Origin of the sequence: Lachnoclostridium sp. An14 (assembly GCF_002160755.1) — a bacterium.
GTDB lineage: Bacteria > Bacillota > Clostridia > Lachnospirales > Lachnospiraceae > Lachnoclostridium_A.
In genome coordinates this window covers 1-22,260 of the sequence record NZ_NFLE01000050.1, presented here as the reverse complement: position 1 = coordinate 22,260, position 22,260 = coordinate 1, and the positions used below count along the sequence as shown (strand labels likewise).

Below are 22,260 nucleotides of genomic sequence, written 5' to 3'. Positions count from 1 at the left end.
GCCCGTTCCGGGGTGAACCTGACACCAAAGGAACTCCGGGCTCTCGACGGTACGGTAAGACCTTTGATCCAGCAGGGGCAGTCCCCATATATGATCCTTGCCAACCATCCTGAATTGGGAATTTCAGTAAAAACCCTATACAACTACATTGACCAAAATCTCCTGCTGACCAGAAATGTGGATTTGAAACGGAAAGTCAAGTTCAAAAAAAGGGCTACCCATAACAAACAGATCCTGGACAAGGAGATTTTTATCGGGCGTACTTATAAGGACTTTAAAGACAGCCATGCGGATGAACTGGATTTTTGGGAAATGGACACGGTTCTTTCTGCGAATGGTTCTTCAAAATGTATCCTTACCTTTTATTTCCCAGCGATTGAACTGTTCTGGGCCCATCTGATGGACCGATGTTCCCCAGGCTCTGTAAAAGCAGTCTTTGAACATCTACAGTCTGTATTAGGTGATGCTTATGAATTTTCTTTCCTTATGCCGGTCATCCTTACGGATCGCGGTCAGGAATTCGGAAAGCCGGATGATCTGGAACATGGCCCTGACGGGACTCCTCGTACCAGTATTTTTTATTGTGACCCCATGCGCAGCAACCAAAAGGCTGGAATTGAGAACGTGCACACGATGCTCCGAATGATCCTGCCCAAAGGAACCGTTTTTACAAACCTTACCCAATGGGATGTCCGAAAATGTGTAGACCACATCAACAATGCCCCAAGAAAACGGCTTAACGGGAGAACCCCTTACGAACTGGCAATGAAAACCATTGGGCCGGAAATACTGAAAAAAATGCAGCTCCGGTATATCGCCCCTGACCAAGTGACGCTATCACCGAAGCTGCTCATCCACTAATCAATCTATAAGAAACGCCATCGGGCAGAAACCGGATAATTATTCTCCAAGCCTGTGGAAGTTACTTTTTCATACACCCCTTCCAGAGGTCTGTTTCGTATACCCTAAAATGGAGCTTTTCTTATAAATTTGGTATTAGTTTACCACAAGGATAGCGATTCATCCACAAAAAGTTCCTGTTTTATACGGAATTTTTCATATATATTGCATTAAGTCTTACATACAGACTTTACTTTTTCAATTCACGTGCGCATTTTAAATATATTAACACATATCCATATATAATAAGAACTTTTAACTAATATACAAAAACAAAATGAGTAACACAATTTAAGATATTATTTATAATGGAAATATTATAATGTTTCACGTGAAACATTCCCGTTTTCCATCCCACCATCTTCCAAAAACCTTTCAAATCAAACACCTCAAAAACTGTTTTATTCCTGATTATTCCTTCATTCCTCTCTCTTACGTTTCCTTCCGCCCTCCACTCCCTCAGTTTTTTCCAAATGTTTCACGTGAAACATCCCCATTTTTCCATCCCACCAGTTCCCAAAAACCTTTCAAATCAAACACTTCAAAAACTGCTTTATCTTTAATTATCTCCTCATCTCTCTCTCTTACTTTTCCCACCCCCACTTCCTCATTTCTTTTCCAAATGTTTCACGTGAAACATTTTCTCCTTCCTCTCCATCCCACTACTAAACTCATCCCACACTAAATCTTACCCCTAATGTTTCACGTGAAACATCTTTCCTCTTCCTCCATCCCCATTCACCTACGCCAACACTTCCCCTCTCTCATCAAGACCAAGCCCCTTCCCCCACAAAGCAAATCCCCTACATAACAAAAAAGAGTCCGAAACAGCACCTCTCAAAAAACCAGTCCTGCCTCGAACTCTCTCTTCCTTCTTCCGTTTCCTCTGATATCTACTCTCCCCTGTTCCTCCAAATCCCCCTTATTTCTCTCTATCTCAACGGCTCCTTCCCCGGCACCCCAGCTTTTCTGGGATATTTCTTACTCAATACCTTCTTTTTCCTCACCACCACCAAATTTCTCTCATCCTCATTTGGCAGTGTAAACTTCACGATGCGTTCCACTTCACTCCCTAATTTTTCCAACGCTCCATCTCCAGCCTTCAGTTCCTCCTCCAACTTTCCAGACTTATAAGGAACAAAACAGCCGCCAACCTTTACAAAAGGCAAACAATATTCTGACAAAGTAGCCAAATTCGCCACAGCTCTCGATACACAGAAATCATACTGTTCCCTGTATCCTTTATCACGGCCAAAATCTTCTGCCCGTCCATGCACCATTTCTACATCTTTCAGGCCTAGCTGCGCTGTTACCTCTCCCAAAAACTTAATTCGTTTATTCAGAGAATCCAACAGTGTAATCTTCAGCTCCGGATAAGCAATTTTCAATGGCAACCCAGGAAATCCCGCCCCGGTTCCCACATCAATTACCTTCCAGCTGCCATTTCCAATCTCCGGAACTGCCTGTACCAGCGCCAGACTGTCCACAAAATGTTTTGTTACCACTTCCGGCATCTCCGTGATCGCCGTAAGGTTCATCACCTGATTCCATTCTGTAAGCAGCTCATAATACCGGAAAAACTGTTCCATTTGCCTTTCAGAAAGCACGACCTTCCCGTCCAGCTCCTTCTCCATCTGCAACGCAAACTCTTTTATCATATACTACCTCTATCTCCGCTGATGTCTCAACTGTTCCAAATACACCAACAGTACCGAAATATCCGCCGGTGAAACACCAGAAATTCTGGATGCCTGACCAATATTCATCGGCTTATACAAATTCAGTTTCTGTACTGCCTCCCGCCTTAAACTGGGCACCTCTGAATAATCAAAGTCCTGATCCAGCCTCTTATTTTCCAATTTCTTAAATTGCGCCACCTGCTGCTGCTGCCGTTTGATATATCCAGCATATTTTATATTAATATTGACCTGCTCTGCCACATCATAAGGCAGCTCCGGCCTCCTATCATCCAGTTCAGCTAAGGTAAAATAGTCTAATTCCGGCCGTCTCACCAGCTCCGCCAGCGTACTTCCCGATTTCAAAGGTGTACTATCATGCTCTGTCAAAAACCTCTGAACCTTCTCATTGGCACCGACTACCGCCTTTTCCAACCGCTCCATTTCATCTTCGATGGCTTTTTCCTTCCAAATCAGCCTTTCATACGTCTGATCATCCACCAAACCGATCTCGTGACCAATTTTCATCAGCCGCAAATCCGCATTATCCTGTCTGAGAAGCAGCCGGTACTCCGCTCTGGACGTCATCATCCGATATGGCTCATGATTCTCCTTCGTCACCAGATCATCAATCAAAACACCAATATACGCCTGTGAGCGATCCAGCACATAAGGCTCCCGTCCCAGCACCTCCATAGCCGCATTGACTCCCGCCATGAATCCCTGAACTGCCGCTTCCTCATATCCAGAACTGCCGTTAAACTGACCGCCGCTGAATAATCCCTTGATATTTTTAAACTCCAATGTAGCGTTCAACTGTCTGGAATTAATACAATCATACTCAATCGCGTAAGCATTTCGCACGATTTTCACATTCTCCAGCCCCGGTACGGTCCGATACATGGCATACTGGACATCTTCCGGCAGTGAACTGGACATACCTCCCAGATACATTTCGTTAGTATACAGTCCCTCCGGCTCCACAAACACCTGATGCCGGTTTTTATCAGGAAATTTTACCACTTTATCCTCTATAGACGGACAATATCTCGGTCCTGTTCCCTCTATTGCGCCGGAAAACAGCGGCGACCGATCCAGATTGTCCCGAATAATCCGATGCGTCTCCTCATTCGTATAGGTCAGCCAGCAGGAAACCTGATCCTTCTGCACCGTTTCCGGATCTGTTGAAAAGGAAAATGGCACAACTCTCTCATCTCCAAACTGTTCCTCCATCTTGGAAAAGTCAATGCTCCTCTTATCCACTCTGGCCGGTGTCCCCGTTTTAAACCGATACATTTCAATCCCGTTGGCAATCAGTGAATCCGTGAGATGATTCGCGGCCTGCAGCCCATTCGGCCCCGTATAGCTGCTCACATCTCCGTAGATGCACCTTGCCTTCAGATATGTCCCTGTGGCCAATACCGCTGCTTTACAATGATATACTGCACCGGAAAACGTCTTCACCCCGGTGAGCCTCCCATCTTCCACGATAATTTCTGTCACTTCCGCCTGGCGAATCGTCAAATGATCTGTATTCTCCAGCGTCCGTCTCATCTCTCTTGTATAATCCTGCTTATCCGCCTGTGCCCGGAGAGAATGAACTGCCGGTCCCTTAGATTCATTCAGCATTTTTGACTGAATAAATGTCTTATCTATATTTTTTCCCATCTCGCCGCCCAGGGCATCCAATTCCCGCACCAGATGTCCCTTTGAGCTCCCTCCAATATTGGGATTACAGGGCATCAGCGCGATACTGTCCACACTTACCGTAAACATAACGGTTTCCAGTCCCAGTCTGGCACAGGCCAACGCCGCCTCACAGCCAGCGTGCCCAGCGCCTACCACCACAATGTCATATGTTTCTTCCACATTTGGCATATCTTTATCTTCCTCATTTCAAATTTATGTCAGCCCAAATCAGAACATATGTTCTAATTTCCTTTTATTCCTTACAATTCCTCTTACAAATTGTATTGACGCCCCACATCCATCTCCGCTCTCCCCTTTTCAACCACTCACTTACTTTCCCATACAAAACTTCCCAAATATCTCATTTACCAAATCATCCTCCACGGCCTCTCCAATAATCAGTCCCAGCTGCTCATACGCATTCATCAGATCAATGGAGTAAAAATCCTCCGGCATCCCGCTGTCAATACTCTGCTGCACCATCTTTAAGCTCTCCAGCGTCTCCTCCAGCGCCGCCTTTTGCCGCACATTGGTGATATACACTTCATCGTTAAAATTCAGCTCCCCGTGGTAAAACAGCTCCTTAATCTCCTGTTCCAGCTCCTCAATCCCCGTTCTTTCCTTCGCGGAAACCGGCACTACCCGTTTTCCGGAAAGCTGTTCCAGCTCCTCCGCGGTTACCTCCTGCTCCAGATCCGTCTTATTGAGCAGCACTATGCATTTCCGGTCACGGACCATCTCCATGATCCGGCGGTCATTTTCATCCAATGGACAGGAACCATCCACCACATAAATGATGAGATCCGCCTCCGCCGCCGTCTGTTTTGCCCGGTCTACGCCGATTTTCTCCACCACGTCCTCCGTCTCCCGGATGCCCGCGGTGTCTACAATATTTAAGCTGATCCCCTGCATACGGATATGTTCCTCCAGAATATCCCTGGTCGTCCCCGCAATATCCGTCACAATCGCCCGTTCCTCGCCCAAAAGCACATTCATCAGGGACGATTTTCCGGCGTTCGGCTTTCCAAGAATCACCGTTTTAATGCCTTCCACCATAATTCTTCCATCATCCGCCGACCGGATCAGACGGGCCGTTTCCTCAGCCAGAGGCTTTAGCGTCTCCCTCAGCCGTTCTCCGTATCCATCCAGGGAAATATGTTCCGGATCATCCAAAGCCGACTCGATAAACGCGATCTCATAAAGAATCTTCCCTCTCATATCCCGGATTCTTTCCGAAACTGCCCCGCTTAATTGGCTCACCGATGATTTCAGTGCATACTGATTCTTGGCGTTGATCACATCAATCACCGCCTCCGCCTGGGACAAATCAATCCGTCCGTTTAAAAACGCCCGTTTCGTAAACTCACCTGGTTCCGCCGGCCTCGCGCCATATTTTAGCACCGTCTCCAGGATTCGTTTCATCATCAGCACACCGCCGTGACAGTCGATTTCCACCGTATCCTCCGCCGTATAGCTGTGGGGCCCCTTCATCACCAGCACCAACACCTCGTCCAGCCGTTCTTCGCCGTCATAAATATATCCATAATACACCCGGTGAGACTTCAACTCTGCCGGCGCCTTTCCATTCTTTCTCCGAAAGATCCGCAAAATCACGTCAAACGCCTCGTCACCGCTGATTCTCACAATCCCGATGCCGGAACTGCTCATCGCAGTCGCCACCGCCGCAATCGTATCTGTTTTCCTCATATTCTCATTCCAATCTTCTTCTCCGGCCTCATTCCCGGATTCTCAAACCATTTTCAAAACCTATCCACATTTCTTCTACAACCCCTGAACTATCCCTTTCCAACTCTTTCCCAAATCCCATCTCCCAAAATAGTATCCCCCAAAAACACATCCCCCCAAACCCTCCCCATATCATACCATATCTCCCCCAAAACGAAAAGCCAGGCTGACCCTTCAACCTGGCTTTTCCTCACTTTTTTCCAATTTTTTTCTAAACCGTTTCTTCAACAGCCTCTCTTATGGACATTACTGCTTGGACGCCGCCGCCTCATTATATCTCCCGCCTCTGCGAAATCCCTCTTTTTTCAGGAAAATCACAATATGACGGAACGGCTCCTCGCCCTCACTTCTCGTCGTTACGTACTTGTCATTCTGAAGGGAGGAATGAATAATCCTTCTCTCATATGGATTCATCGGCTCTAAGGAAACCGGTTTCTTCGTCCGTTTCACCTTGTAGGCGATATTCTTCGCCAGGTTCTCCAGCGTTTCCTTTCTTCTCTCCCGGTAATTCTCCGTATCCAGTTTCACCCGGATATGGCCCTCGTCCTCCCTGTTCTTATTCACCACAAGGCTGACCAGGTACTGGAGGGAATCCAGGGTCTGTCCTCTCTTGCCGATGAGAACGCCCATATCCGTTCCTTCCATATTTACGGACAGCTCTCTCTCCTCCCCGTTATAGGAGGCAGTAATCTGCACCGTCATGTTCATAGTCTCAAAAAGCTGGTTCAGGAAGTCTATGGCCACATCCTCCAGGGACATTTTCTTTTTCACCCGGATGATCACTGGCCTGGCGCCGATTCCCAAAAATCCTGCGCTGCCCTTGTCAATCACTTCATATTCCAGCTTATCACGGGTCGTCTGCAGCTGCATGGCTGCCTTGATGGTAGCCTCATCCTCGGTCTTCGCAGAAATAGTGATCATTTCCATAAAACAGCCCTCCCCTATTTATTGTGCTTTTCGTTATACTTTTTCACCATATTCGCCTTCGCTGCCAGGCTGCCGGGCTTGGGATCCTTGTTATAATATTCTGTGGACTCCTTCACCTGCTCCGCCGTTCTGGCCTTCTTCGCCTCCAGCGCCTTCTCCCGTTTCTCCTCCTCAGCCTGCATCTGCTTTAAGCTGACAGACGCGTTCTGAGAAATCTTCTGAGGCGGCAGGCCTTTCTTTGCCCGCTTTGCGTTGGCTTTCTCCATGTTTTTCTTCACCATCTCGTCCACATCAATGTTGTTCAGATGGCGGTTGATAATCCACTGCTGGATGATCATAAATACAGACTGGGCGATCCAGTAAATACCGATACCTGCCGGGAACGTGAAACAGAAGAACACAGACATCAGCGGCATCATGATATTCATCTGTTTCATCATGCTGGCGCCGGGAGCGTCATCGCTCATCTTCTGGTTGCTGCTCATCAGCTTTGTGCTGTACCACTGGGTCAGACCTGCCAGAATCGGGATCAGCCATGCCAGATTCGGCATCATTCCCTGCCAGGGCGTGGACGCCAGGTTGATTCCTAAGAAGGAATTCATTTTTTCCACCAACTCGATGGACGCGCTGTCAATCACCTGATACTGATCCTGCAGCAGCCCCCACTGAGTGGGATTCAGTTTATAAAGGAAATCCACGATCTTCGCGTTAGTCGGCTCCGTGGCGAAATTGCTGATCAGAGACAAATTTACCTTATTTGCCGTAGCAAAATCGTTCAGCTGATTTGCCAGCACCTGAACATCCCCGCCGACTGTACCCAAAAGCTTGTCCGCCACTCCGTAGAAAATATCTCCCACAGAGCTTACATAAGCCGGAATATTGTAAATCACACGGTACAGGGCTAACAGGATGGGGAGCTGGATCACCAGCTGCAGGCAGCCGCCCGTCATGGAAACGCCATATTTCTCATATACCGCTCTCGTCTCCACGTTCATCTTCATCATGGAATCCTGGTCATTCTTCCCCTGATATTTCTTCTGAATTGCCTGAATTTCCGGCTGCATAACCGCGTTCAGCTTTGTAAATTTCTGCTGTTTCACAGTCAGCGGGAACATCAGGACTTTTACGATCAACGTAAATAAAATAATACATACGCCGATATTCATGACGCCAAACATACTGGTAAACCGGAAAATGGCGTCCATGATGTAACCTAAGATTTCCGCAAACGGCCCCAGAAATCCTCCGATTTTTGTCGCAACTAAAAAGTCCAATACGCTACCTCCTCAAATCACGGAACCGGATCATAACCGCCTTTGGCAAACGGATGACATCTGAGAATCCTCCGCACTGCCAGCCATGAGCCTTTTACTACGCCGTACTTTTCCAGTGCCTCAATGGCGTATTGAGAACACGTAGGCGTGTAAATACAGTGAACGTGCATCTTCAACGGGGACAAAAAAATCTGATACCCCCGTATCATTTTAATCATCAGTTTTTTTATCATACCTGTTCACTTCGATTCTCCAAAAAAATGTTATGCAGTCCGCACAGGTGCTTAAAAGCCCCTTCGATTCCTTTGAAATTTTCATTTTTGGCCGCGGGCCTGACCACGACCACGATGTCCAACCCTGTCCTCAATACGTCCTCGCTTAAACGAAAGCTTTCCCGCACCAGCCTGGCCATCCGGTGACGCACCACGCTGTTGCCTACTTTTTTACTCACGGAAATCCCCACCCTGGAGTGATCTCTCCCCGTCTCCCGCACATACATGACCAGAAAACGGTTGGCAAAGGACTTCCCAGTCCCGTAGACAAGCTGAAAATCCCCGTTCTTTTTGATCGAATGAAATCTTTTCATTTTAAACGATACCTGATTTACAAAAAAATTAATATTAATACAAAAAGTGTGCGCTACAGCGCACACTCGCGCCAGAGCGCGGCTGCGTCAGCAGCCATTTTCCTCTGCGCTGTAGCGCACACTCACGCCGAAACACGGCTGCGCCAGCAGCCATCTCCCTCTGCGCAGAGCACGCCTCCCGCCAGAAACTTTCTGTCATAGGAAACTGCGTTTCCAGTGACAGTATAAAAAATAAGAAAAGAAAAGGCCACAATGTTACTTGCGGCCTGGTTCATTAAGCTGATAATTTTGCTCTTCCTTTTGCTCTCCTCGCAGCTAAAACTTTTCTTCCGCCTGCGCTGCTCATTCTGGCTCTAAAACCATGAACTTTCGCTCTCTGTCTCTTTTTCGGCTGGAAAGTCATCTTCATAACACGGACACCTCCTCTATGATAGTCAATTATCTGTTGTTTTCGATAAACATATTCAGACTATTTTAGTTAAACATCGTTTCCATTATAAAGAAAGGCGCCCGCCAAGTCAAGCAAAACTTCTCAAAAAACCGGAAAAAATATCCCTTTTCCTAATCTTTTTTCACCTTCCAAAGGGCCGACACAATCAGTGCCGTCAAAACCCCGGCCAAAATCGCCTCCGGGATTCCATTTAAACAGATCACGCCGAGAATAACGGCGTACAATCCATTCTCCACATTCATTCGCGCCGCCTCCGCGTAAGTGTTTCCAAAAAGGAAATAAATCAGGTTCATCACCAAAAGAGTGTTGGTGATCGAGCCTGCCACTCCCGCTACAGTGAGGGCCAGCTTTTTCTTCTGTTTCCATACCGCTAACACTGCCCGGTAAGCGTAATAGCCCACAACTCCGATGAGCATTCTGGGAATCAGGCAGATGATCACACTGCGGATCCCGCCGCTGCCGCCGTCCGGCATGGTGATAAAGGGAGTAAACACAAAAGAAGTCAGATTCGGCATCAGCGCCGTGTTCTTCCACATACTGGTGAATCCAAATACCAATCCGAGTACCGCGCCCTTTTTCGGTCCAAGCAATATGGCTCCGACAATGACGGGAATGTGGATGATTGTGGCATTCATAAACCCAAGGGGTATGTAGCCCAGTACCGGGACGACTGTCATAAGCAGCATAATTGCCACCAGAGCCGCCATCATTACCATGTCTCTCGTTCTCTTTACCGTATTCAATTTTTCTACCTCCTGCTACTGTTCTTTTTGTAAAGATACAATGCTTTTGATACCAGAGGCATTATACTCCATAAGCTCCCGCCTGGCAATCCCTTTTCCACAGCCCGTCCACAAAAAAATTTTCCTCTCATTTTCCATTTTCCACACCTGCCCACAAACTGTTCCACATAAACTCCCAGGGTTTTCCACAGCCGCAAAACCCAATAATTTGCACACTTTTTATTTTTTATCCACAATATGTGGATTAATTGGTGGATAACTTCTGTGGAAACCGACTGTGGATATGTGAAACACGTTATCCACAGATTTGTGGATAAAATTGCCCATTTTTGAGGATAAATATTTTACATTGAAAAAAGAGCCGGTTTAGTATAAAATAGAATTAGATTGGGTCAATCTGCGCAATAACGATTTTAGGAGAATCAAGATGATAAAGAAACTGCAGGAAAAATGGGATGAAATACTAAATTTTTTAAAAAAAGAGCATGAGGTTTCCGACGTGTCCTTCGCCACCTGGCTGATGCCGTTAAAGCTCTACTCTTATGAACAAGGCACACTCTATCTGCTGGTTCCGGAGAAGGAATTTTTGAGCTATGTGAAGAAAAAATACTCCCGCCTGCTGCAGATCTCCATCGAGGAAGTCACCGGGATCTCCTGCGAGGTGGCCTTTATCGCGGAGGATGACGTGGCAAAACAGGAACCGGAGCCTGAGGAACCCCTCATAAACACCAAAAACCAGGAAGTCAGCCTGGCCGCCATTCAAAACGCGAACTTAAACCCCCGCTATACCTTCGACACCTTCGTCGTCGGCGCCAATAACAATCTGGCCCACGCCGCTTCCTTAGCCGTGGCCGAATCTCCGGGGGAAATCTATAACCCTCTGTTTATTTACGGAGGCGTGGGACTTGGAAAAACGCACCTGATGCACTCCATCGCCCACTTTATTTTAAAAAACAACCCCAAGGCCAAGATCCTCTACGTAACCAGTGAAAAATTCACCAACGAGCTGATCGACGCCATCCGGAACAAAAACAATATATCCACCACCGAATTCCGGGAAAAATACAGGAACAACGACGTTCTGCTCATCGACGACATCCAGTTCATCATCGGCAAGGAAAGTACCCAGGAGGAATTTTTCCACACCTTCAATGCCCTGTATGAGTCGAAAAAGCAGATCATCATCTCCTCGGATAAACCGCCCAAGGAGATCGAAACCCTGGAGGAACGCCTTCGCTCCCGTTTCGAGTGGGGCCTCACTGTGGACATCCAGTCCCCGGATTATGAGACCAGAATGGCGATCCTGCGCAAAAAAGAGGAGTTGGAAGGCTATAACATCGACAACGAGGTGATCAAATACATAGCCACCAACATTAAATCCAACATCCGTGAGCTGGAAGGCGCCCTCACCAAAATCGTGGCCCTTTCCAAATTAAATAAGAAGGAAATTACCATCGAGCTGGCGGAGGAAGCCTTAAAAGACCTGATTTCTCCGGGAGAAGTGAAAAATATTACCCCTGAATACATCGTGAGCATGGTGGCGGAACAGTACGAGGTGTCTCCGGAGGAGATCATCTCCCAGAAACGCAGCCGCAACATTGCCCGCCCCCGTCAGGTGGTGATGTACCTCTGCCGGAATATGCTAAACATTCCGCTTCAGGAGGTAGGCCGCGCCTTAGGCGGCCGCGACCACACCACCATCATGCACGGCGTGGACAAGATCACGGAGGAATTAAAAACAGACGCCTCCTTACAGAACACCATCGACATTTTAAAGAAGAAAATTTCTCCACAATAGGCCTGTGAATCGGTTGTGTATAACTTGTGTAAAACTCAGGCGCCAAAATCCCTTGTGGATAAACCTGAATTTATTCAGATTGTTTCTCACCCTTTTTCACAAGGTTATTCACATGGGATTTTCTCATATTTCAGGCGCATTCTCAGGTTATACACAAATTCACGCCCCCTACGACGATTGCGACGAAAATTAACTATATATCACACGAACACACACCATTTTCACAGCAAAGGAGTTATCAACAATCATGAAACTGACGTTTGAAAAAGAATCCATCCTGAATGGCCTCAATATTGTATCCAAAGCCATTCCATCCAAGACAACAATGTCCATTTTAGAGTGCATCCTCATCGACGCCTCCGCCAATGAGATCAAATTTACTGCCAACGACATGGAAATGGGCATTGAGACTAAGGTTGAGGGCCTGATTCTGGAAAAAGGAAAAATCGCCCTGGAAGCGAAACTGTTTTACGAGATTATCCGTAAGCTCTCCACGGAGGATTCCGCCATTTCCATCGAATCCGACGAGAAGTTTAACACCACGATTTCCTGCGGAAAATCTGTATTCAATATCCCGGGCCGGGATGGAGAAGAATTTTCCTACCTTCCCTATATTGAACGGGATCACCACATCTGCCTGTCCCAGTTCACCTTAAAAGAAGCGATCCGCCAGACCATTTTCTCCATTTCTGTCAATGACAGCAATAAAATGATGTCCGGAGAGCTTTTTGAGGTAAAGGAAAATAAGCTCCGGGTGGTATCCCTTGACGGACACCGCATTTCCATCCGCAATATTACCTTAAAAGAAAACTACGACGCTATAAAAGTGATCGTTCCTGGCAAAACTCTCACTGAAATCAGCAAAATCTTAAGCGGCGACAATGAAAAGGATGTGCAGATCTACTTCAGCAAGAACCACATCCTATTCGAGTTTGACGATACCATCATGGTTTCCCGGCTGATCGAAGGGGAGTATTTCAAGATTGATAATATGTTGTCAAGCGATTACGAAACGAAAGTTACAGTAAACAAAAAGGAATTTCTGGACAGCATCGACCGCTCCATGATCCTGATTCGGGAGAGCGACCGCAAGCCCATCATCCTGAATGTGACGGACACGGAGATCGGCCTGAAGGTGAAATCCTCCTTCGGTTCCATGAATGGCGAGGTGTCCGCCCACAAGACGGGCCGTGACATCATGATTGCCTTCAACCCGAAGTTTCTGGTGGACGCCCTGCGGGCCATCGACGATGAAAACGTAGAACTTTACATGATGAACCCCAAGTCCCCCTGCTTTATCCGGGACGAGGAATTACAGTACATTTACCTGATCCTTCCGGTAAACTTCATCGCGGAAGGCTAAATGAAATAAAAAAGAGGCGATCATATGGAAATCATCAAACTGAGAGACGAATACATCAAGCTGGGCCAGGCGCTAAAAGCGTCCGGCCTTGCTGAGTCCGGCGTGGACGCCAAGCACCTCATTGAAGACGGGCTTGTGAAGGTCAACGGTCAGACAGAATATCAGAGAGGGAAAAAGCTCCGCGGCGGCGACGTGGTGGAATACAACGGAGAGACCGTCCGCATCGAGGCATAGGCAGGGAATCCATGTACATTGAATCCATCGAGCTGCAAAATTACAGGAATTACAGCGAATTACATATGGAGTTTAGCCAGGGGACGAACATCCTCTGCGGGGACAACGCTCAGGGAAAGACCAATATTTTAGAATCCGTCTACGTCTGCTGCACCACAAAATCCCATCGCAGCAGCAAGGACCGGGAGCTGATCCGGTTCGGTGAGGACGAGTCCCACATCAAGCTCCAGGTGAAAAAAGACGGAGTTCCCTACCGCATTGATATGCACTTAAAGAAAAACAAGCCCAAGGGCGTGGCGGTAAACGGGATCCCCATACGCCGCGCCAGCGAGCTTTTTGGCATCGTAAACGTGGTGTTTTTCTCTCCGGAGGACTTAAATATTATTAAAAACGGCCCGGCAGAACGGCGCCGTTTCATTGATTTGGAGCTGTGTCAGCTTAATAAGCTCTATGTCCACTCCCTGGTGCAGTACAACCGTGTAGTGACCCAGAGAAATAAGCTCTTAAAGGAGCTTTCCTTTCACCCGGAGTACGAGCCGACCTTAGATGTGTGGGATGCGCAGATGGTCCAGTACGGCCGGGAAGTCATGGAGTATCGCCGGGAATTTATTGAGGAGTTAAACGGGATCATTGGCTCCATCCACCGGCAGCTTTCCGGGGAAAAGGAAGAACTTCGGATCGACTATGAGCCAAACTCCGCCCCGGAGGAATTTGAGCGGGAGCTTATGCAGGGGCGGGCTCAGGACATCCGCCAGAAGACGAGTCTGACCGGTCCCCACCGGGACGACATCAGTTTTCTCATAAACGGCATTGACATTCGCAAATTTGGCTCCCAGGGGCAGCAGCGCACCACAGCGCTGTCCTTAAAGCTGGCGGAGATTGAGATTGTAAAAAAGCTGGTGCGGGACTATCCCATCCTGCTTTTGGACGACGTGCTGTCAGAGCTGGACAGCAGCCGGCAGAACCAGCTGCTTGCCGGGATCGGGCACATTCAGACGGTGATCACCTGCACCGGCCTGGACGAGTTCGTCAACCACCGGTTTCCCATAGACAAGGTTTTTCGCGTGACGGCAGGAACCGTTTCCAGCGAAAATTAGAATATAGACAGGAGGATATACCATGAGTGCTGAATACGGAGCAGATCAAATTCAAATCTTGGAGGGCTTGGAGGCGGTCAGAAAGCGGCCGGGAATGTACATCGGCAGCACCTCTGCCAGAGGTCTTCATCATTTGGTATACGAAATCGTCGATAATTCGGTGGATGAAGCGCTCGCGGGCTTCTGTAACACCATTGACGTACAGATCAATCACGACAATTCCATCACGGTAAAGGACAATGGCCGCGGAATCCCTGTGGGAATCCAGAAAAAAGCGGGCATTCCCGCCGTAGAGGTGGTATTTACCATCCTGCACGCCGGCGGAAAATTCGGCGGCGGGGGATATAAGGTTTCCGGTGGCCTTCACGGCGTGGGAGCCTCTGTGGTAAACGCCCTTTCCGAGTGGCTGGAGGTACGGATTTATCAGGACGGAAAGATTTATCAGCAGCGCTACGAGCGGGGCAAAGTTATGTACCCCTTAAAAGTAGTGGGCGAGTGCGACCCGTCCGTTCACGGTACGGAGGTGTCCTTCTACCCGGACAAGGAGATTTTCGAGGAGACGGTCTTTGACTATGATACATTAAAAATCCGTCTGCGGGAGACGGCCTTCCTGACGAAAAACTTAAAGATCATCCTTCGGGACGACAGAGAGGAAAAGCACGAGAGGACATTCCACTACGAGGGCGGAATCCGGGAGTTTGTCACTTATTTAAACAGGGGCAAGGTCCCGCTTTACGACCAGGTTATCTACTGCGAGGGCATGAAGGACGGAGTCTACGTGGAGGTTTCCATGCAGCACAACGATTCCTACACAGAAAACCTCTACAGCTTTGTAAACAACATCAATACCCCGGAGGGCGGCACCCATCTCACCGGCTTTAAAAACGCCCTCACAAAGACGTTTAACGATTACGCCCGGAAAAATAAGCTCTTAAAGGACAGCGAGGACAGTTTATCCGGCGAGGACATCCGAGAGGGCTTGACCGCCATCATCAGCGTGAAGATTTCTGAGCCCCAGTTTGAGGGCCAGACGAAACAGAAACTGGGAAACAGCGAGGCCAGAGGCGCCGTGGACAGCATTGTGAGCGAGCAGCTCACCTATTTCCTGGAGCAGAACCCGGCCGTGGCCAAATCCATGCTGGAAAAATCCATCCTGGCCCAGCGCGCCAGGGCAGCGGCCAGAAAGGCCAGAGATCTGACCAGAAGAAAGACGGCTCTGGAGGGCATGGCCCTTCCCGGAAAGCTGGCGGACTGCTCCGATAAAAATCCGGAGCGCTGCGAGATCTATCTGGTAGAGGGAGACTCCGCCGGCGGCTCCGCCAAGGACGCCAGAGATAAGAGCACCCAGGCCATTCTGCCTCTCCGCGGAAAGATCTTAAACGTGGAAAAGGCCCGCCTGGACCGCATTTACGGCAACGCCGAGATCAAGTCCATGATCACCGCCTTCGGAACGGGGATCCACGACGATTTCGACATCACCAAGCTGCGCTATCACAAAATCATTATTATGACCGATGCGGACGTGGACGGGGCACACATCAGCACCCTGCTGCTCACCTTCATCTACCGGTTCATGCCGGAGTTAATCAAGCAGGGCTATGTATACCTGGCCCAGCCGCCGCTCTACAAGATTGAGAAGAACAAAAGGGTATGGTACGCCTACAGCGACGCGGAACTCAATGACATCTTAAAAGAAATCGGCCGCGACAGCAGCAATAAGATCCAGCGCTACAAAGGACTGGGAGAGATGGACGCCGAGCAGCTCTGGGAGACCACCATGGATCCGGAGAGGCGGATTCTCCTTCGTGTCACCATGGACGAGGAGACCACATCGGAAATCGACCTGACCTTTACCACCCTGATGGGAGATCAGGTGGAACCGCGCCGGGAGTTTATCGAGGCAAACGCGAAATACGGAACGCTGGATATTTAAGGAGGAGACCAAATGGAACCAAATGTATTTGACAAGGTTCACGACATAGACTTAAAAAAGACCATGGAGAAATCCTACATCGACTACGCCATGAGCGTAATCGCGGCCAGAGCCCTCCCAGACGTGCGGGACGGCTTGAAACCGGTGCAGAGGCGTGTCCTCTACTCCATGATCGAGTTAAACAACGGTCCGGACAAGCCTCACAGGAAATGTGCCCGTATCGTCGGTGATACCATGGGTAAATACCACCCCCACGGAGACAGCTCCATCTACGGAGCATTGGTGAATATGGCCCAGAAATGGTCTACCCGCTATATGCTGGTGGACGGCCACGGAAACTTCGGCTCCATTGACGGAGACGGAGCTGCCGCCATGCGTTACACCGAGGCCAGACTTTCCAAGATTTCCATGGAAATGCTGGCGGACATCGGCAAAGACACCGTAGATTTTGTCCCCAACTTTGACGAAACGGAGAAAGAGCCCACCGTCCTCCCGTCCAGATACCCGAACCTTCTGGCAAACGGCACCTCCGGCATCGCCGTAGGCATGGCCACCAATATCCCGCCTCACAACCTGCGGGAGATCATCGCCGCCGTGGTGAAGATCATTGACAACCGGGTAAACGAGGACCGGGATACAGACATGGACGAGATCCTGGACATCGTCAAAGGGCCGGATTTCCCCACCGGCGCCACCATTTTGGGAAGGCGGGGGATCGAAGAATCCTACCGCACCGGCCGCGGCAAGATCAAAGTCCGCGCCGTCACCAACATTGAGACCCTGTCAAACGGCAAGAGCCAGATCATTGTCACTGAGCTGCCTTACATGGTAAACAAAGCCCGCCTCATCGAGAAAATCGTGGAGCTGGTAAAGGAAAAGCGGGTGGACGGCATCACCGACATCCGGGACGAGTCCAACCGGGAAGGCATCCGGGTCGTGATCGAGCTGCGCCGCGACGTAAACGCCAACGTGCTGTTAAACCAGCTGTTAAAGCACACCCAGCTTCAGGACACCTTCGGCGTCATCATGCTGGCCCTGGTAAACAACGAGCCGAAGGTCTTAAACCTCCTTCAGATGCTCACCTACTATCTGGATCACCAGAAGGACGTGGTGACCAGAAGGACAAAATACGATTTAAACAAGGCAGAGGAGCGCGCCCACATTTTAGAGGGCCTGCTCATCGCCCTGGACAATATTGACGAGGTCATCCGCATTGTCCGCGGAAACCGGACGGCCCAGGGGGCAAAAGCGGAGTTGATGGAGCGTTTTGGCTTAAGCGACGCCCAGGCCCAGGCCATCATTGATATGCGCCTGAGAACCCTGACCGGCCTGGAGCGGGAGAAAATCGAGGCGGAGTACGCCGAGCTTAAAAAGACCATCGAGCGTCTGCGCGCCATCCTGGCGGATGAAAAGCTCCTTCTTGGCGTCATTCGTGAGGAAATCCTGGTGATCTCCGACAAATACGGCGATGACCGCCGGACCTCCATCGGCATTGACGACGAGATGTGCGACGAGGATCTCATCCCCAACGAGGACATCGTCATCGCCATGACCAACTTAGGCTACATCAAGCGTATGGCCATTGACAACTTCAAGAGTCAGAACCGCGGCGGAAAGGGCATTAAGGGGATGCAGACCATTGAGGAGGACTACATAGAAGACCTCTTTATGACCACCACCCACCACTATATCATGTTCTTTACCAACTCCGGCCGCGTATACCGCTTAAAGGCGTACAACATTCCGGAGTCCGGCCGCACCGCCAGAGGAACGGCCATTGTGAACCTGCTTCAGCTCCTGCCGGGAGAGAAGATCACCGCCATCATTCCCATGAAGGAGTACGGCGAGGACGAATACCTGCTCATGGCCACCAAGAACGGCATGGTGAAAAAGACCCCCATGCGGGAGTACGAAAACGTCCGCAAAAACGGCCTCCAGGCCATTGTGCTGAAGGAGGACGACGAGCTGATCGAGGTAAAGGCCACTGACGATAAAAAAGACGTGTTCCTGGTGACAAAGAAGGGAATGTGCATCCGTTTCCACGAGACGGACGTGCGCGTGACCGGCCGTGTTTCCATGGGCGTGATCGGTATGCACTTAAATGAGGGTGATCAGGTCGTGGGAATGCAGGTGGATACCCAGGGCGAATACCTCCTTGTGGTTTCCGAAAAAGGCATGGGAAAACGGACCGACATCGACGAATTCAAGCCGCAAAAGAGAGGCGGAAAAGGCGTTCTCTGCTATAAGATCACGGAAAAGACCGGCGATCTGATCGGCGCCAAGCTGGTATTTGACGACAGGGATATTATGCTCATCACCACAGAGGGCATTATCATCCGGATTTCCGTAAATGATATTTCCATCTACGGCCGGAACACCTCCGGCGTAAAGCTGATGAATATTGAGCAGGATTCCGACATTACCGTAGCCAGCATTGCCAAAGTCCGTGAGAGTGAGAATAAAGAGGCGGACGACGGAGATGAGGAAGACGGCGAGGAGTCTTCCGAGGCTGAGGAGACAGAGGAATAGGATAAGCATTTCAAAAATGGGGCAGTTGCAGACCGGCTGCCCCATTTTAGGCATAAGGAAATAAATTCCAGCACAAAATACGTCCGGCCGGAAAGGTATACCGGGCAGAAAAGGGGAAAGAAACAGTGAGAGAGATTCAGGCATCCCAGATCACCCAGGCGGTGAGAGATATGTGCATTGAGGCAAACTACAGCCTGTCTCCGGATATGAGGCAGCGCTTTGAAACGGCGGCAGACCAGGAGGAATCCCCCCTGGGAAAAATGATTTTCGGCCAGCTGAAGGAAAATCTGGACATCGCGCAGCAGGATCAGATTCCCATTTGCCAGGACACGGGCATGGCAGTGGTGTTTGTAAATGTGGGACAGGAGGTTCACATTGACGGAGATCTGACGGCAGCGGTGAACGAGGGCGTGCGCTTAGGCTATGAGGAAGGCTATCTGAGAAAATCCGTGGTCCGCGATCCCATCGAACGGGAAAACACCAGGGACAACACCCCCGCCGTCCTGCACACCTCCCTGGTGCCGGGAGACCAGGTGGAAATTACCGTGGCCCCCAAAGGATTTGGCAGCGAGAATATGAGCCGGATCTTTATGTTAAAGCCGGCAGACGGATTGGAGGGCGTAAAACAGGCCATTCTCACCGCTGTTCGGGATGCCGGCCCCAACGCCTGTCCGCCCATGGTAGTGGGCGTGGGCATCGGCGGCACCTTTGAAAAATGCGCCCTGATGGCCAAACACGCCCTGACCAGGGATGTAAACGAATCTTCACCCATTCCCTATGTAAGGGAGCTGGAGCAGGAAATGTTAAACCGTATCAACGGCCTGGGCATCGGCCCCGGCGGCTTAGGCGGCGCCATCACCGCCCTGGCGGTCAACATTGAGACCTATCCCACCCACATTGCCGGACTGCCGGTGGCAGTCAACATCTGCTGTCACGTAAACCGCCACGCCAAACGGATTCTGTAAGGGCGGTCAAGCCATACATTTTTAAGGAGGCGCATCAAATGGAATATCATATTCAGGCCCCGATTACAAAAGAAACAGCTGCCATGCTGAAGGCCGGGGACTACGTTTACATAAGCGGCACCATTTACACAGCCAGGGACGCCGCTCACAAGCGCATGGATGAAACTCTGGACAGAGGGGAGACGCTCCCGCTGTCTCTGGAAGGAAATGTGATCTACTATATGGGCCCGTCGCCCGCCAGGGAAGGACGCCCCATCGGTTCCGCCGGCCCCACCACCGCCAGCCGTATGGACAAATATACGCCCAGGCTGCTGGATCTGGGCCTTGGCGCCATGATCGGAAAGGGAAAGCGCAGTCCGGAGGTGGTTGACGCCATTATCCGCAACGGTGCCGTCTATTTCGCGGCGATCGGCGGAGCCGGAGCCATTCTCTCCAAATGTATCAAAGACTCCCAGGTCATCGCCTATGACGATCTGGGCACAGAGGCCATCCGCCGCCTGGAAGTGGAGGATTTCCCTGCCGTGGTGGTCATTGACAGCACGGGACAGAATCTTTACGAGACAGAATTATTAAAATACAGAAAAGAATAGGAACGCAGTATGAACAGAATTGTATGGATGGTGTTCCGGAACCTGTTCCGGGCGCCCTTCTGGTTTGCCCATATTGTCCGCATGGGAGCGGAGGACACGCCCTACAGCGAGCAGGAACGCTACGACTACATCCGCCGCATGGTGGAAACCATCAATATTACCGGCCGGGTCAGCGTGCAGGTATACGGAGTGGAAAATCTGCCGCAGCAGGACGGTTTCATCATGTTTCCAAACCATCAGGGACTGTTTGACGTGCTGGCCCTCATTGAGGCCAGTAGCCATCCCTTTGGTGTGGTCATCAAAAAAGAGGCCGCCGGCATCCTTCTGGTAAAACAGGTGGTGCGCGCTCTCCGCGGCATTGCCATTGATCGTGACGACATCAAGAGCGCCATGGAAATCATCCGCCAGATGACGCGGGAGGTAAAAGAAGGGAGAAACTACGTCATATTTCCGGAAGGCACCAGGAGCCGAAACGGCAACCAGATTCTCCCTTTCAAAGCCGGAACCTTCAAAAGCGCCGTAAATGCCCGCTGTCCCATTGTCCCGGTAGCCCTGATTGACAGCTACCGCCCATTTGATGAAGGCGGAATCGGTAGACGCACCGTGCAGGTACACTTCCTTCCCCCTCTGATGCCGGAACAATATATAGGAAAAAAGACCGTAGAAATCGCAGATATTGTGCATGACAGCATCCAGGACAAAATCGACCAAAATATTTGGTAACAGTTCAGCCATGCAGAAACATATGGCAAAATACTGCGTGGGAGCTTGCTCACTAAGCAGTTTTTTGCCATATGTTTCTATAGGGCGGACGCCCTACATGAATAATTTGACGGCTAATAATGTTTAACGTTAGCCAATTTTAAAAATCCGTCAAATTATGAATGGCATGGCTGAACTGTTACAATATTTAAAAAAATAAGGAAAAAACGGCTTGACAAGCCTTCAACTGTCGTTTATAATAACTCATGCACTTGCGAAGTGCGCCATATTGTAAAATGTGGGTTCGGAGAAATACTCAAGAGGCCGAAGAGGCGCCCCTGCTAAGGGTGTAGGTCGGGCAACCGGCGCGAGGGTTCAAATCCCTCTTTCTCCGCTCTTTTCGAAAGAAAAGAAAATAAAAAAAGTTGTTGACAAAACAGAATGGTTATGATAGAATCAATAACCGCTGTCGAAAACGACAACGATGAGGTTTGAAAAAAACTTCAAAAAGCTGTTGACAAAGCAAACGAGTTATGATAGAATCAATAACCGCTGCGCAAAACGACAGCGACGAGGAATGAAAAACTTCCTCAAAAAAATAAAAAAAGTTGTTGACAAAGCGAACGACTTGTGATAACATAAGAGAGTTGCTGCTGAGGCAACAACAAAGCAAAGAACCTTGATAATTGAAGATTAAACAGTATGTAAAACCCTGAAAATTCTTAAAAACAAAAGGCTGTTTCGGCCTTGGGTTTATGAGAAATTCAGAACGAAACCAAGTAAATGAAGGTTTAACAACAATAGCCAAGCTAAAGTTTTGAACCGATCAAATCTTAAACATGAGAGTTTGATCCTGGCTCAGGATGAACGCTGGCGGCGTGCCTAACACATGCAAGTCGAGCGAAGCTGTTTCAAGGAAGTTTTCGGATGGAATTGAAATAGACTGAGCGGCGGACGGGTGAGTAACGCGTGGGTAACCTGCCTCATACAGGGGGATAACAGTTAGAAATGACTGCTAATACCGCATAAGCGCACAGGACCGCATGGTCAAGTGTGA

Annotated in this window: 21 protein-coding genes, 1 tRNA gene and 1 rRNA gene; 12 read left to right on the top strand and 11 right to left on the bottom strand. The window is 49.4% G+C overall.

Features of this window, described 5'->3' with window-relative positions; genetic code table 11:
* The coding region (locus tag B5E84_RS18565) for an IS30 family transposase (protein ID WP_242963441.1) at positions 1-861 on the top strand (861 nt) is incomplete at its 5' end.
* A gap of 498 nt (positions 862-1,359) precedes the next feature.
* Here B5E84_RS18565 and B5E84_RS20725 read toward each other — a convergent pair.
* From B5E84_RS20725 to B5E84_RS18520, 11 genes are all read right to left on the bottom strand, one after another.
* Positions 1,360-1,497, bottom strand: a complete 138-nt coding sequence (locus tag B5E84_RS20725) for a hypothetical protein (RefSeq protein WP_162612903.1) — start codon at positions 1,495-1,497, stop codon at positions 1,360-1,362.
* A 335-nt stretch (positions 1,498-1,832) separates the two neighbouring features.
* Positions 1,833-2,558: a 16S rRNA (guanine(527)-N(7))-methyltransferase RsmG gene (gene rsmG / locus B5E84_RS18560; RefSeq protein WP_087225931.1), complete on the bottom strand. Its 726-nt coding sequence runs from the start codon at positions 2,556-2,558 to the stop codon at positions 1,833-1,835.
* Positions 2,559-2,567: 9 nt separating this feature from the next.
* Positions 2,568-4,454, bottom strand: a complete 1,887-nt coding sequence (gene mnmG / locus B5E84_RS18555) for a tRNA uridine-5-carboxymethylaminomethyl(34) synthesis enzyme MnmG (protein ID WP_087225928.1) — start codon at positions 4,452-4,454, stop codon at positions 2,568-2,570.
* 141 nt (positions 4,455-4,595) lie between these two features.
* The gene (gene mnmE / locus B5E84_RS18550; protein ID WP_087225925.1) at positions 4,596-5,972 is read right to left on the bottom strand and encodes a tRNA uridine-5-carboxymethylaminomethyl(34) synthesis GTPase MnmE; all 1,377 of its coding nucleotides are present in this window, start codon (positions 5,970-5,972) and stop codon (positions 4,596-4,598) included.
* 28 nt (positions 5,973-6,000) lie between these two features.
* On the bottom strand, positions 6,001-6,147 hold the full coding sequence (locus B5E84_RS20720) for a hypothetical protein (protein ID WP_162612902.1): 147 nt from the start codon (positions 6,145-6,147) through the stop codon (positions 6,001-6,003).
* 110 nt (positions 6,148-6,257) lie between these two features.
* Positions 6,258-6,938 carry an RNA-binding cell elongation regulator Jag/EloR gene (jag, locus tag B5E84_RS18545; protein ID WP_087225922.1) on the bottom strand — a complete coding sequence of 227 codons (681 nt, stop codon included), beginning with the start codon at positions 6,936-6,938 and terminating at the stop codon, positions 6,258-6,260.
* 14 nt (positions 6,939-6,952) lie between these two features.
* Positions 6,953-8,212, bottom strand: a complete 1,260-nt coding sequence (locus tag B5E84_RS18540) for a YidC/Oxa1 family membrane protein insertase (protein WP_087225920.1) — start codon at positions 8,210-8,212, stop codon at positions 6,953-6,955.
* Between the two features lie 17 nt (positions 8,213-8,229).
* Positions 8,230-8,445: a membrane protein insertion efficiency factor YidD gene (gene yidD, locus B5E84_RS18535; protein WP_087225918.1), complete on the bottom strand. Its 216-nt coding sequence runs from the start codon at positions 8,443-8,445 to the stop codon at positions 8,230-8,232.
* Positions 8,442-8,798: a ribonuclease P protein component gene (gene rnpA / locus B5E84_RS18530; protein ID WP_087225915.1), complete on the bottom strand. Its 357-nt coding sequence runs from the start codon at positions 8,796-8,798 to the stop codon at positions 8,442-8,444. The genes yidD and rnpA overlap by 4 nt, the downstream gene beginning before the upstream one ends.
* 274 nt (positions 8,799-9,072) lie before the next feature.
* Positions 9,073-9,207: a 50S ribosomal protein L34 gene (gene rpmH / locus B5E84_RS18525; RefSeq protein ID WP_087225913.1), complete on the bottom strand. Its 135-nt coding sequence runs from the start codon at positions 9,205-9,207 to the stop codon at positions 9,073-9,075.
* A gap of 152 nt (positions 9,208-9,359) precedes the next feature.
* The gene (locus B5E84_RS18520) at positions 9,360-9,992 is read right to left on the bottom strand and encodes an ECF transporter S component (RefSeq protein ID WP_087225908.1); all 633 of its coding nucleotides are present in this window, start codon (positions 9,990-9,992) and stop codon (positions 9,360-9,362) included.
* A 427-nt stretch (positions 9,993-10,419) separates the two neighbouring features.
* Here B5E84_RS18520 and dnaA point away from each other — a divergent pair, with 427 nt between their 5' ends.
* The 11 genes from dnaA to B5E84_RS18465 form a co-directional block, all read left to right on the top strand.
* Positions 10,420-11,790 carry a chromosomal replication initiator protein DnaA gene (gene dnaA, locus B5E84_RS18515; protein WP_087225905.1) on the top strand — a complete coding sequence of 457 codons (1,371 nt, stop codon included), beginning with the start codon at positions 10,420-10,422 and terminating at the stop codon, positions 11,788-11,790.
* Between the two features lie 247 nt (positions 11,791-12,037).
* Entirely contained in the window at positions 12,038-13,153 is a 1,116-nt protein-coding gene (gene dnaN, locus B5E84_RS18510; protein WP_087225902.1) for a DNA polymerase III subunit beta, read from the top strand.
* Between the two features lie 24 nt (positions 13,154-13,177).
* Positions 13,178-13,387, top strand: a complete 210-nt coding sequence (locus tag B5E84_RS18505) for an RNA-binding S4 domain-containing protein (protein ID WP_087225899.1) — start codon at positions 13,178-13,180, stop codon at positions 13,385-13,387.
* 11 nt (positions 13,388-13,398) lie between these two features.
* Positions 13,399-14,484, top strand: coding sequence for a DNA replication/repair protein RecF (gene recF / locus B5E84_RS18500; protein ID WP_087225897.1), 1,086 nt, complete (start codon positions 13,399-13,401; stop codon positions 14,482-14,484).
* Between the two features lie 22 nt (positions 14,485-14,506).
* Entirely contained in the window at positions 14,507-16,417 is a 1,911-nt protein-coding gene (gene gyrB, locus B5E84_RS18495) for a DNA topoisomerase (ATP-hydrolyzing) subunit B (protein WP_087225895.1), read from the top strand.
* A gap of 12 nt (positions 16,418-16,429) precedes the next feature.
* Positions 16,430-18,946, top strand: coding sequence for a DNA gyrase subunit A (gene gyrA / locus B5E84_RS18490; protein WP_087225892.1), 2,517 nt, complete (start codon positions 16,430-16,432; stop codon positions 18,944-18,946).
* A 125-nt stretch (positions 18,947-19,071) separates the two neighbouring features.
* Entirely contained in the window at positions 19,072-19,911 is an 840-nt protein-coding gene (locus B5E84_RS18485; protein WP_087225889.1) for a fumarate hydratase, read from the top strand.
* 38 nt (positions 19,912-19,949) lie between these two features.
* Complete coding sequence (locus B5E84_RS18480; RefSeq protein WP_087225886.1) at positions 19,950-20,501, top strand: Fe-S-containing hydro-lyase; 552 nt, start codon at positions 19,950-19,952, stop codon at positions 20,499-20,501.
* A 9-nt stretch (positions 20,502-20,510) separates the two neighbouring features.
* Positions 20,511-21,224 (top strand): lysophospholipid acyltransferase family protein, encoded by a 714-nt coding sequence (locus B5E84_RS18475; RefSeq protein ID WP_087225883.1) that lies wholly within the window; start codon positions 20,511-20,513, stop codon positions 21,222-21,224.
* Positions 21,225-21,509: 285 nt separating this feature from the next.
* Positions 21,510-21,597, top strand: a tRNA-Ser gene (locus B5E84_RS18470).
* 441 nt (positions 21,598-22,038) lie between these two features.
* A 16S ribosomal RNA gene (locus tag B5E84_RS18465) occupies positions 22,039-22,260 on the top strand; the annotation flags it as partial.

Bases quoted from the DNA above. Each gene is read 5' to 3' on its own strand.
- yidD (WP_087225918.1), bottom strand. From the start codon at position 8,445: ATGATAAAAAAACTGATGATTAAAATGATACGGGGGTATCAGATTTTT.
- rnpA (WP_087225915.1), bottom strand. From the start codon at position 8,798: ATGAAAAGATTTCATTCGATCAAAAAGAACGGGGATTTTCAGCTTGTC.
- dnaA (WP_087225905.1), top strand. From the start codon at position 10,420: ATGATAAAGAAACTGCAGGAAAAATGGGATGAAATACTAAATTTTTTA.
- dnaN (WP_087225902.1), top strand. From the start codon at position 12,038: ATGAAACTGACGTTTGAAAAAGAATCCATCCTGAATGGCCTCAATATT.
- B5E84_RS20720 (WP_162612902.1), bottom strand. From the start codon at position 6,147: ATGATATGGGGAGGGTTTGGGGGGATGTGTTTTTGGGGGATACTATTT.
- B5E84_RS18475 (WP_087225883.1), top strand. From the start codon at position 20,511: ATGAACAGAATTGTATGGATGGTGTTCCGGAACCTGTTCCGGGCGCCC.
- mnmE (WP_087225925.1), bottom strand. From the start codon at position 5,972: ATGAGGAAAACAGATACGATTGCGGCGGTGGCGACTGCGATGAGCAGT.
- jag (WP_087225922.1), bottom strand. From the start codon at position 6,938: ATGGAAATGATCACTATTTCTGCGAAGACCGAGGATGAGGCTACCATC.
- rpmH (WP_087225913.1), bottom strand. From the start codon at position 9,207: ATGAAGATGACTTTCCAGCCGAAAAAGAGACAGAGAGCGAAAGTTCAT.
- B5E84_RS18505 (WP_087225899.1), top strand. From the start codon at position 13,178: ATGGAAATCATCAAACTGAGAGACGAATACATCAAGCTGGGCCAGGCG.
- gyrB (WP_087225895.1), top strand. From the start codon at position 14,507: ATGAGTGCTGAATACGGAGCAGATCAAATTCAAATCTTGGAGGGCTTG.
- mnmG (WP_087225928.1), bottom strand. From the start codon at position 4,454: ATGCCAAATGTGGAAGAAACATATGACATTGTGGTGGTAGGCGCTGGG.
- recF (WP_087225897.1), top strand. From the start codon at position 13,399: ATGTACATTGAATCCATCGAGCTGCAAAATTACAGGAATTACAGCGAA.
- B5E84_RS18480 (WP_087225886.1), top strand. From the start codon at position 19,950: ATGGAATATCATATTCAGGCCCCGATTACAAAAGAAACAGCTGCCATG.
- gyrA (WP_087225892.1), top strand. From the start codon at position 16,430: ATGGAACCAAATGTATTTGACAAGGTTCACGACATAGACTTAAAAAAG.
- rsmG (WP_087225931.1), bottom strand. From the start codon at position 2,558: ATGATAAAAGAGTTTGCGTTGCAGATGGAGAAGGAGCTGGACGGGAAG.